Genomic DNA, 12,641 nt, shown 5'->3' on the forward strand with positions numbered 1-12,641 from the left:
GAGGCTGACCGCTCTTTTTTTGTTCAATAGCCTATAAACTATGCGATTTATTTGATAATTATTGCAAAATAAAAAACCTTTTCTTTAGATAATGAGTAATTAAATAGGATTTTTAAACTTCTGTTATTGGAATGTATGTTCACTTAATAGTCTTTTTGTCTATTTTAAATAACGCGACCCAAATATTTTGTAGGAAGTAAAAAAAATGATTATCTGCTATTCTGTTATAGAAATGTGAGATTTTGGGAGGTATTTGATGAAAAAGGTCGGCTTATTGATACTAATGTTCGTCATTTTTTCCATTCTAGCTGAGCTGACTGTACGAATTGCGACAACACACGCGCAAACGAAAGAAATTCAGCTGATTGAAGAAAAGGAACTAAAGTTTTCTTATATATATGAAGAAAAACAGCAGCGACTACTTTTGAACTTTGCGAGAAAAAGCACAGAAAATGACCAGCAGCGGTTGAAAATCAGGATTACGGATGAGAAAGGGCAAGACCTTGACTATCCAGAAACAGATCAGATGAGAGTGCAGGATGGTTGGCTGATTGAAGGAAATTTTTCAGCGCAGCAGGAGGGGCAAGTGACAATTGACTTACCCCAATCGGTAAAAATTATACAGTTATTTGTCCAGATGGATCAACAGAGTAATGCTGATCATCAGAAAGGGGTTCAGGAGAATATCCTTGATTACGATCAGCCTTTTATCATCAACTTGGACAATACAGATAAGGCTATCGATTCAAGTTCTGAAATAATTATTGGACCGAAAGAAGAGGGCGGAAAATCATCTGCTAATACACAGGCAGTCCATACGAATACATTGATTGATAAAATGTATGAACGGATGTATACCAATAAACAGCCTCACTATACGATTGATGCCGGCGGAGAGTATCCTGAATATGCTTGGCAGCCAGAAAATCAACTCAATGTAATCAATCATCAAGGAGGAGACGCGAATAAAAATGAGTGGGATGAGATAACCAGTTGGGATATTGCAACGGATGACTATACGCAATCTTACATTAACTATGGCGAGGATAATACCAATCCCAATATCAGTATTCGGAAATACGCACAACAAACGGATCAGCCGGATGAGTTTAAGATCAAGTTAAATGTTAAAGGAAATACGGCCTATGAACCAGGGGTTGATTTGGTATTTCTACTAGATAATTCTTCCTCTATGCTGAATTTTGGAAGCGGTTCGTCCCTTTCTAGAAAGAGGAACACTGAGGCAGCTTTCGAAAAGATCATTACGAAGCTGCAGGAAACGTATCCCGATAATCAAGGAGGGATTCGAATCGGGTCCCATATCTTTTCCGATTATGAGCCAGGTTACTGGGGCGAAACATCCAACGAGAAAATGACATTTCCACTTTCAGCTAGCCATACGGATTGGAAGAGTATGGTGACAGAATACCGTCGAACAATCTCAGTCGGCAGTACCTTCACGCAAAGAGGGTTAAGAGAAGCGGGAGACATTTTTTTGGATGCGCCAAACGTTGGAGAGCGGTACAAAATGCTTTTCCTATTAACCGATGGGGCACCGAATAGAAGCTGGATACCGAAAGAAGCCGTATCTGATCCAAATATGTATTATGATCCATTCCATATTACTACGTTTTCGAATATGGGCTCTATGGGGGATTACGGCCAAGGAAGTAAATTGAATGCCGTCGCAAATCAAACAAAATTTCCATTAATTAGCGGACTAGGCAGCAGTCATATCACTACAACCAATTTCACTGCGAAGGGGCTTAAGGAAAATGAAGGTGTTGAGATTCATACGATCGGTGTGAATATTGAAGCCGGGACTGGCGATCATTCAACCGCTCAATTAAAAAAAGGGCTTTATCGAATGTCTACTAAGAAGGCCAATACCGGAGATGAGGATAGTCAGGAAGATTACTTCTATTATGATGTGAGCAATCCAGATGAACTGACTGAGGTTTTTAAAAATTGGTATGAAACGATTATACGAACCGTTGATCGCGGTAAAATTACCGATCCTTTAGGCGAGATGGTCGACATTGTTGAAGCGGCCGATCCTGAAGCAACGATAAAGCTGAGTCAAGTAAGCAATGGCGCAGAGGAAATTGAAAGTAAGAATATGCCAAGCTTTAACTTAACAGATAATAAACGTACGATAGATATAAGCAACATTAATTTGACTGGCGGACAGGAAATTGAGATCGAATATACAGTTAAATTAAAAACCACCAGCCCTTCTTTTGTGTCAAGTCAGTGGTATCCAGCCAATGGCACGACTACATTAGAACCTAAACCTGAACGAAATACCGATAAGCTGGAGTTTGGTAGCCCTTCAGTTCGATATAAGAAATTGGATTTTGTGATCCCAGTTGAAAAAATCTGGTCTGATACCGATAAGGAAACAGAGAATTATTGGAACCTGCGACCGCGGAAGGTGACGGCTGTTTTACAAACGTTGGAAGGATCGGAATGGGAAGAGGTTGAAACGATTGATTTAAGCGCTGCTACGAACTGGAAAGGAACTTTTGCGCCTGTTGAAGGCGGGGCTGAAACTACGTATCGTGTAATCGAACCTGCTCGAACGACTGGCTATAAAGCGCCCAGCATCAACCAAGATCGTTTTACCTCTGAAACATTGACCAATGAGGGGATAAAAATTACGAATGAATTGCTGCGGGGAGAGTATCAGTTCTGGAAATTTATGGGAGTGGAGAAAAATACCTTCAGCCGGGACTTACCGGAATTCCGAGTGACCCGAGAGGATGGAAAACTTCTTGCAGAAAAGCTGAAGCCGGATAGTTCAGGTAGTGTTTCCTTAAAAAATATTCCTATTGGCGAGTATACAATAGAAGAAACTCATGTCCCATTAGGCTTCAAAAAAATGGCGGACTTTGTAGTGAAGGTCACGGAAGATTCTTCAGCGATCGCGCTCATCTTCAAAGTTGATGACCATACAGATCCGCCGATCGTCATAAATGAGTTAAAAGATTTTTCATTAGTGATTGAGAAAATCGATCCGATGGGAGAGCCTTTGGAAGGTGCGGCCTTCAAACTGACTGGTCCAAACTATGAAGAAAGTCAAAATGGCGGGCCCGAATTTACCTTCAGCAATTTAAGGCCGGGCAGCTATACATTGACAGAAACGGAGAATCCAGACAGGTATCAGCGAATCAAGGAGCCGATTTTGTTTGAGATCGAAAGCGATGGGAAGGTGACGATTCAACACCATTCACAGGTTAGCGGAGCAGCGGAAATCACTGGAGAAGGCAATCGCATCAAGTTAAAAGTAGTCAATAAAAAGGTGAGAGAAGGTGCTTTGCCAAATACGGGCGCTTTTGGGATTCGCAAGTTCTATTTAGCAGCAATCTTTTGTGTAATATTAGGTGTCATTCTGAGTGGTGTATCTGCATACCACGCGAATAATGGAAAAGAATAAAGTCGAGTCTGATTTATTAGTCCTTATGACCGTAAATAAAAAAGTGCTAGTCTCCAGCTTTCGAGATTAGTACTTTTTCTTATTTTTAAATAAAAAGATGCTTGACGGCTTTTGTTGTTTCGCTTCATTTTTTTGAAGTGAAACAATTATAAATCCGGATAGTTAATTTAAGATTTCGAAAATGAGTATTATTTATTTTAATACACAATTAATGAAAGGGGATAGATAACGTTCTTTTTTATTTGATAGTCATTAATTAGTGCTTCTTTTAAGCTTCAATAACGCTTCTTTTAGCCTATACATAAAATAAAAAAAATTTTTTATCTGCTATTCTTAAGACGTAAATAACGAATAAATAATTTTGAGTTGAGAACAATTGATGGAATCGCTATTTTTACTGAGGACAACTATTTTTGAAGGTATTGGTTAAAGTTCTATGAGGGAACGACAAAGGGGGAGGGGTAATATGAAAAAGACGAACATATTGCTATTTGTGATGCTTCTTTTTTCGATTATCGTGGAAGCGGGTTTATCAATAATTCCTGTTCACGCAGAAACGAAGGAAATTCAATTAGTTAATGAAGAGTTTTTAGAGCTTTCATATACATACGAACAGAAAGAGGATGCCAATCGCTGGATTTTGAATTTCAAGCATAAGAGTGAGAATGATACGCATGAACAGCGATTAAAATTTAAAATCACGGATGAAAAAAACCAAGTGATCGATTATCCGACAGATGGTGACATGATCAAGCAGGATGACTGGTTGATCGAAAAGGATTTTTCAGAGGAGAAATCTGAACAGGTGTCATTTACACTGTCTCAATCGATGAAAACACTGAAGCTGTATGTCCAAATGGATCAACGGGAAAAAAATACTGAGGATGAGTCAAAGGCAACGAAGATCCAAGAAGATATTTTAGAGCGAAAGAAACCCTTCGTTCTGAAGGCAGAACAAAAAAATACGGAAAAAACGAAAGAAAGCTCTTCGGAGAAAGTAGAGATCAAGAAAGAAGAACAAGTGACAACCGTGAGTTCTGAAAACTTTGTAGGACCAAAAAAAGAGAGTCAAAAGAAGAGTGATCCTCAAGTTGCGACTGCCGCAAACGGAACTGGCCGAATGTATTCTCCGTTATATGAAAATAAAGTAACGAAGTATAAACATGATGCGGGAACTTATCCAGAATTTTCTTGGAAACCAACTGGACAGACCAATGTTATCAATCATCAAGGAGGACTTTCAGGTCAATCAGGTTGGGATGGTGTGGAAAGCTGGAACGTCGCAAGCGATGATTTCTCCAAGTCTTATATAAAATATGGGGATGCGGATAATGCGAATATTCAATTGAGAAAGTACGCGCAAGAAACCAATAATCCAGAAGAATTCAAAGTTAAGCTGAATGTTCGTGGGAATACGACCTATAAACCTGGGGTGGATATTGTATTTTTAATAGATAATTCAGATTCGATGTCAAATGCATCACCAGGTTCAACACAATCAAGGAAAAAAAATGCACAAAAAGCGCTGAAGGATATTGTTAATAAATTGAAAGACGTCAATGTACCAGCTGCTGAAAATATTCGGATTGGTGGACATATCTTTTCCGACTATGATCGTAATGCCTGGGGGTATAAGCCAAGTGGTGGATCTGGTGAAAAAAGCACTTTTAGTATGTCGAAGAATCCAGCTGATTGGGATAAATTAGTGGATGAGTATACACGTGCTGATCCAATGGGAGCAACCTTTACACAGCGAGGATTAGCTGAAGCAGGGGATATCTTTACTGATGCTACCGATTCTGAAGAACGTCATAAATTATTGTTTGTTCTGACCGATGGAGCACCCAATGTGAGTTGGACGACAGCTGATAGAGGAACCGCCGATCCAGAAATGTTCTATGACCAACTTCACTTCAAAGACTTCAACAAAGGAACTAAAGGAAATTACAATAAAGGAAGTTATTTAGGCGCTCAGAGTTTTAGAACGATGATTTCTCCAGCTTATAACGGGGTCATTAATAGTCATATTACGACGACGAATTCGACCGCTATGGATTTGAAGAATGCGGGCATAGAGATCCATACAATAGCTTTAGCGATTACAGTTAACACAAATGAATTAGGCATCAAACCAACTTTGATGCGAGGGCTCTATAAAATGTCGACGAAAAAAGCCAATGCGACGAATGGACCCAATAATGATGTTGCTTCTGACTTTCATTTTTTTGATGTAGAAAATGGCGACAATTTGACCTCTTATTTTGACAGTTGGTATGAGACGATTGTTCGAACTGTCGATAAAGGGACCATAACGGATCCATTAGGTGAAATGGTCGAACTTGTCGGAACGCCGACATGGAGACAGGTAGATAATTCGGGGAAACAGATCGAAACGGGAAATCGACCGGTTATTACATTATCAAATAATAACCGGCAAATTGATGTTAGTAATATTAATCTAGCATGGGAACAAGAAATCGAGATAGAATACACGGTTCGTCTAAAAATTAATGATGATACTTTTGTTTCGAATCGCTGGTATCCGGCAAATGGACGGACAACTTTGGCACCAACGCCAGAACGCACGAATGACTTGTTAGACTTTGGGGTTCCATCTGTTAGATATCAAAAGGAAGATTTTGTGATTCCAGTTGAGAAAGTATGGTCGGATACATACAAAGGAGAATCGAATTACTGGAATTTGAGACCAGACAAAGTTTCAGCTACTTTGCAAAAGTTGAACGGTTCCACTTGGCAGGATGTCGAAACAATCGAGCTGAAACGAACGTCTCAATGGAAGGCCAGCTTTTCGCCAGTCGAAGGCGGTTCAGACAACAAGTATCGAGTAGTAGAAACGGCTCGAACCAGCGGGTATAAGCAGCCTACTGTAAATAAAGGTGAGTTTACCTCGGATAATTTGGGCGAGGCTGGTGTGAAGATCACCAATGAACTGTTGCGGGGAGATTATCAGTTTTGGAAATTTATGGGAGATGGACAGGGTAAATTTGGCAGCGATCTTCCAAAGTTTAAAGTGACACGTTCAAATGGCAAAGTTTTGGCAGAAAATCTAGAGCCGGATAGTTCTGGAAAAGTGTCGCTCACGCAACTTCCAATTGGAGATTATACAGTTGAGGAAACCTATGTTCCAAAAGGGTTCAAAAAAATGGCGAACTTCACGATTAATGTGACCGAAAGTAGCAGTAATCCGCCTACATCGCTTGTGTTTACAGTAGGCGGTAGTACGGAAGATTATGCTGTACGAAATGAACTAAAGGATTTCTCAGTAATTGTCGAAAAGGTCAATGAAAATGATACACGGCTAGCCGGTGCAACTTTTCGGTTAACGGGGCCTAATTATAATGAGATAAAATCTAATGGTCCAACCTTTGATTTTCCGAACTTGCGACCTGGGATCTATACACTAACGGAAACAGATAATCCAGACGGATATGAGCGAATAATTGATCCGATTACGTTTGTGATTAGTCAGGATGGAAAAGTTACGGTGAATGGGCATCCGAATGTCAGTGGATCTGGGGGGATTGGTGATACGGGAAATGTAATTCAATTGAAGGTAACCAATAAGCGTGTTCGAGAAGGCGCTCTGCCAAGAACAGGTTCCATTGGAATTCAGGGAATGTTTTTGACAGCCGGGCTGCTGGTTATTGGCGGTATTCTGTTGAGTATCGCTACGCTATATCTTAATAGAAGCAAAAAGTAAAGTTTTCTCAATCTTGAAAAAAATATGAATAAAAGAGTTTAAAAGCTGTAGGAACGCTTTTAAACTCTTTTTTTTTGACTGTTTTCGAAAGATTAAATTCAAATCTTTTAATAAACTTCTGTAATTTGAGTATTTATAAAGTTAATGTCTTATTAAAAAAAAGATTTGAATAACAACAAATTATTAAAATCTTATTATTTAATAGGATTTTAAGCTTTTATAATAACTATAAATAAAATGTTAATGAAAAAGCGTCAAAAAATAAGATTCGATATGATGTGTATATAGAGAAATATAGTAAAAAAATTGGATGATTCTTATAAAAAAAACTCTTGAAAATGGAGTTATTTCATTTTAGAAACACTCTTTTTTCAAAAAAATAAAGTTCCTAGGTTTTTAAAGCAAAATGACACGAAATACCCATAAATAGGAAGGTTAAATCACCAAAAATTTTAAACGATCAAAAAATAGGATTCTAAAGTGGCGTGTTTCTTCTTAACGGAACCCCCACTTATGAAGTTGTCATGGAGTGTGGGGGCATTCCAGACAAGGATAAATGAGAGGACACAGTTGGTAGGAAAAAATTAGATCGGTGCATAGGCTTTATGTGTTGATACTAATGTTTTTTAACTTTTGAGAGAACAGTGGGATGTCTCACTGGTGGAGTATGGAAGAAAAGGGGATGAGGAGATGGATTTTAGAGAGGTTTTAGGTGCAAGCAGTTTACGACGTCTACGCTTTGTTGAACTACTCTATGCAAGTCAAGTCGGCTTGCCAAGCGATCAGCTGCTTGAAGAACTAGAGTGTTCATTGCCTATCCTATTGAAGGACGTCAAGATAATCAATGATGAGCAGGATGATTTTCGTATTGAAAAATTCAAAGGACTTTACCAAATTCAAGTCAAACCGCATGTAAGTATCAACCGTTTATACGCAGATGTTCTTCAAACATCACCAGAGTTTCAGATTATTGAAGAACTGCTCTATGAAAGATGCTCAAGCATCAGTGATCTTGCGGACAAGTTGTATTTGAGCGCCTCGAATACGCAGCGCTATTTGAAAAAAATCGAAACGGCATTCAAAAAATCAGGAATTCGTCTAGATTATCGGCCATTAAGAATAGAAGGAAAAGAAAGTGTCATCAGACATTTCTACTATCGTTACTTCTTAGAAAAATCGGATCGTTTAGAATCCCTGTTCATTGATCTAAAGGATTATCAGATCAAAGCGATCACTGATTTGGTGGATCAATTTATCCAAGTCAATCATTTGGAGAATCGTCATATCTTTAGAAAAAGGCTCAGCTACAACATTTATATCAGTTTGTGGCGTATCAAAAATGACCGTCATTTTCCAGAAAACGAACTAATTAGCCCGCTGACTTTGCCAGATGAAGAAACCTTAGAATCTTTTGAACGGATGGCCTTGGAAGTCTTCAGAGTTCGTTTGACAGAAGAGGAGATCAAGGATTGCTTGTGGCTGTCCTACGCAGACATGCTGATCTTTAGTGAAGATCAATGGAAATCGGCTATGAAGCAAAGCCGCACCTATCGCGATCTTTATCAAAAGCACTTTGGATTGGTAGAAGAATTTAATCGATTGATTGGATTTTCACTTGATGAGTTGGAACGCAGCGAGTTGACGATCGTTTTGGTCAACGATCAACGAATGTATGCGCCCAAAGGCAGATTCATCGATATTCTCTATCGTCAACGGGGGATTTTCTTAGAGAAAATGATGGAGACTCATTTTCAAGCAGTAAAGAAGGTCTTGAAGATTGCCGAAGCTTTTGTTAAGAAGTATCGGATCTATCAGGAAAATGATTTTGTCTGGAACTATGCCTATTTATTGATCACGATGGTACCGCAAAGCTTGAACCTGTTAGCGACCAATGATCAGCCGTTAAAGATTTTGCTGCTTTCTGAATTATCGCCGACGGAGGAAACCTTCCTAGCTGAGCAGATCGAAGAACGTATCTATGGCAATTTCAAGATCCATTTTGTTGAAGAACGTGCACGGGATACTCGGATCGATATGCGTGAACTGGCGAAATACGATGCCTTGGTTACTTCCAGCAGTGTCGAAGAAGTCTCTTATGACTATCCAACTGTGATTATCGATCCATTTTTGACCAGTCAAAACATCGTACAGTTGCAGCAATTAATCAGCGATTTGTCAGGTTGAACCAAAAAAACGATGTGAAGGAAACATTAATCCAAATGAGTTCTTTAAATTAAAGCAAATGGGTCTTACTATTTGGAAAAAAAATTAAGAAAATGAATATAATAACCCATTAATTAAATGGAAAGGCTGAAATAACGCGTTAATAACTGAAATTTAATAACTGGAAATTTCGAAAAAACCAAAAAGCGCGGAAAAATAATATCAGTTACTATGGTTATGGACAAGGAATTAACAGCAAAACAGTGGGAGGAGGAATACTTGAAATGTGAATGTATTGAAAAATACAAACATATCAATGCTGATACATCGGCTATCGCATACTTCACCAAGAGATAGCATGTTTTTAGTACTTTTTAGAAACGATCAGCAGTCACTTATTCCGCGATAGAAGGGGGGCTGGAAATGGGAAAAAGAATTTCCTTCATAGTATGTCTGCTTCTAGGAATTTGTTGTTTTGGTATGACGGTTTTTGCAGCAGATGGGCAAAGTGATGAAAAAATGGATGAGCAAACGAGTGAAGTAGTAGAGTTGTGGATCCATACATGGGTCAATGAGAAAAAAGTAGAGGGGACAGAAAATTTACAGTTCGATGTCTATGATCTGACGCAATGGCGCGAGCAACGTGGAGGGGATGAAAAAGAAGATCAAGAATTTTTGATGAACACTTACCCAACGGAAGAGTCGATGAAGTCATTTGTAGAAGAAGAAAAATTAGTGAAGATCAATCAGGAGCCGCATAAGGTGGATGGCAGCGGGAATGTCCTATTCGATGTTCCCAGGTATCAAGCTGGAAAGGACGCAGCGTATCTGATTCTCTCTGACGGAGAAACAGGAAATCAGAAGATGCTGCCGATCGTTCTGTATTTGCCAAAGACGCATCCAGAATCGGATGAAGAAGCAGTACGCTTATTGATCAACGGTAAATACTTAAATACGAGCAAACCGCCGATCACCTCTTCCTCAAGTGAACCAGAGGAAGAATCCAGCCAAGGTCAGACACCCGTGCCTGTGGGCTCCGATCGGTCGAGTACCGGGAAGAATTACCCATCGACCAATGATTTGATTCGAAACTTCACGATCTTAGGATTGTTACTTATTTTAATAGGGCTTTTAGGTTTCAAAAAAATACAAAAAAAGAAATAGGGGGAAAAATAATGAAAGCAAGAGGGAAACTAGTCAGTTTGTTGATGGCACTTGTATGTTTGCTGCCAATAGGCATGGGTTTACTTGGTTTCGGGGATAGCGCTTCGGCGGCTGAACCACAAGATATCACTGTTACTTTGCATAAGAAAAAGATGGATGAATTTCCAGATGGCGGAATAAAGAATACGGGAGAATTGATTCAAGAATTTGAAGATAATTATGACCCACTACCAGGTGTAGAATTTACGGTATACGATGTTACTGAAGATTTTTATAGAATGTTGATTCTAACAGGCAATGAAACGCCTAAACAATACGAAGAAAAAGCAGAAGCATTATTGAAGACTTTCCAATTGAGCGATGTAACTAATCCTGATTCTAAAATAAAGGGTCAAGATGTAACTGATACTGACGGGAAAGTAGTATTTGATAAACTACCTGATAGAGATGCGGATGGCACTTACAAAGTCTATTTATTCCAAGAAACTGCTAATCCAGATAACGAACAATTTGGTCAACCTGTTGTTTTAATGCTACCAGCTAAAAAAGCAAATACTGAAACTCCTAATCATGACATTCATTTATATCCAAAAAATAGATTAGAGAACGAACCAACTAAAGAAGTTATGGAAGATGATAAAACGACTCCTTTACCTCCAGAAGATCGCTATTCTTTTGATGTAGGCAAACCAATTTATTACAGAGCTTCATTTATGATCCCTAATCAAATTGGTGAAATCATCAAAGATGCGGATAACAACGAGATTCAAACACGTTATAGCAAATTGATCTTCAAAGATGAAATTGATAAAGATGGAGTTAAATTCGGAGGTATTGAAAAAGTTACAATCGGCGGTACAGAAGTTGCTTTGAATGAATTTGCTAAAGCAATTTATGCAGATCTTACTCAAACAAATAAAGATCCGGGATATTTGCCAACTGGTCAAAAAGCGGGATTCGAGATTAAGTTTAAATTCAACGAAGCGAAAAAAGGTTCATCACAAAATTCAGATTTTGAAGAATCTAGGATGGTAGCGAAACATCTAGAAAGATGGCGCGGTAAAAAAGTTGAAATTCTTTACTCTGTGATACTTACAGATGATACAGAAGTAGATGTAGATATCAAAAATAATTTCTATGTAGATTTAAAAAATAAGGAAAATGATGAGAAGAAAACAATTCCAGATGATGAACTACCAGTCGTAACTACTGGTGGTAAGAAATTCAAAAAACATGAAAAAGACCATGAGAATCAAGCATTAAAAGGTGCGGAATTCGTTGTTACTAGAAAAGACCCTAGCGATCCTAACAAGAAACAATACTTAAAAGAGGGCGCTAACAAGCGTGAGTGGGTAGCTGTTGCAACTGATTATCCAAATGCACATAAAATCACTTCTAACGAACAAGGATTGTTTGAAATTACTGGGCTTGAATATGGTGACTATGAATTAGTCGAAGTTAAAGCACCAAATGGGTTCCAAAAATTGGATCAACCGTTCGAATTTGAAATCACCAAAGATTCTTATGCTGGATCAGATGCATTACTTGGAGGCATGGTTGCCAATACTTCTAGAGGCGGCTTCTTACCATCTACCGGTGGTATCGGTATCGTGATCTTCTTGCTAATCGGTGGAACATTGATGGCATTCGCAGTAAATCGTTACCGCAAAACACAACATGCAGCATAGTCACACAAGTTAATCGTTATTAAGATGAGGCAGCTACTTTGCCTCATCTTTTTTTTGTGAGCAAAAGGGAACGTATTTTTCACAGGTTTAGAGAACTGAGTTTCTTAGGATACTGCGACTGTTCTTGTTTAAAAGAGGAAGGCAATTTTTGTTGGAGTACGGATTCTTTTTTCACATTTGATTTTTCTTTGAACAAGTAAGTAGAAAATCTTCGTTTAAATAAGTAGATAAAAGTGAAGGCATTCGGTTTTAGCCATTAAATTCATAAAATCCTTGGAAATATCTATTTCTAGGGATTTTTTTGCGTGTTTTTGACGAATAATTCAAATGGCAAATTTTTTTTGCGACATTCAAACTTTATTATTCTTTATAACAAATTAAAAAATTGGATGCAATAACATTAACTGATATTAAAAACGATAAAATGATGCGAAAACACTCTATTTGAATAACAAAAAAATATTAAAAA

Annotated in this window: 5 protein-coding genes; all 5 read left to right on the forward strand. The window is 38.3% G+C overall.

All coding sequences use genetic code 11. The features are described from left to right. The first annotated feature begins 256 nt into the window (after positions 1-256). The 5 genes from IGI38_RS00290 to IGI38_RS00310 all read left to right on the forward strand — a co-directional run bounded on the left by IGI38_RS00290 (position 257) and on the right by IGI38_RS00310 (position 12,172). Positions 257-3,436 carry a SpaA isopeptide-forming pilin-related protein gene (locus IGI38_RS00290; RefSeq protein ID WP_438725495.1) on the forward strand — a complete coding sequence of 1,060 codons (3,180 nt, stop codon included), beginning with the start codon at positions 257-259 and terminating at the stop codon, positions 3,434-3,436. 466 nt (positions 3,437-3,902) lie between these two features. After that, positions 3,903-7,157 (forward strand): SpaA isopeptide-forming pilin-related protein, encoded by a 3,255-nt coding sequence (locus IGI38_RS00295; protein ID WP_438725496.1) that lies wholly within the window; start codon positions 3,903-3,905, stop codon positions 7,155-7,157. A 690-nt stretch (positions 7,158-7,847) separates the two neighbouring features. Next, a complete protein-coding gene (locus IGI38_RS00300; protein ID WP_438725497.1) occupies positions 7,848-9,341 on the forward strand; it encodes a helix-turn-helix domain-containing protein in 1,494 nt (497 codons plus the stop codon). A 402-nt stretch (positions 9,342-9,743) separates the two neighbouring features. After that, positions 9,744-10,484, forward strand: a complete 741-nt coding sequence (locus IGI38_RS00305) for a pilin N-terminal domain-containing protein (protein WP_438725498.1) — start codon at positions 9,744-9,746, stop codon at positions 10,482-10,484. Between the two features lie 11 nt (positions 10,485-10,495). Continuing rightward, the gene (locus IGI38_RS00310; RefSeq protein WP_438725499.1) at positions 10,496-12,172 is read left to right on the forward strand and encodes a SpaH/EbpB family LPXTG-anchored major pilin; all 1,677 of its coding nucleotides are present in this window, start codon (positions 10,496-10,498) and stop codon (positions 12,170-12,172) included. The last annotated feature ends 469 nt before the right edge of the window (positions 12,173-12,641 follow it).

Origin of the sequence: Enterococcus sp. AZ128 (assembly GCF_051714485.1) — a bacterium.
Taxonomy (GTDB): Bacteria; Bacillota; Bacilli; order Lactobacillales; family Enterococcaceae; genus Enterococcus_A.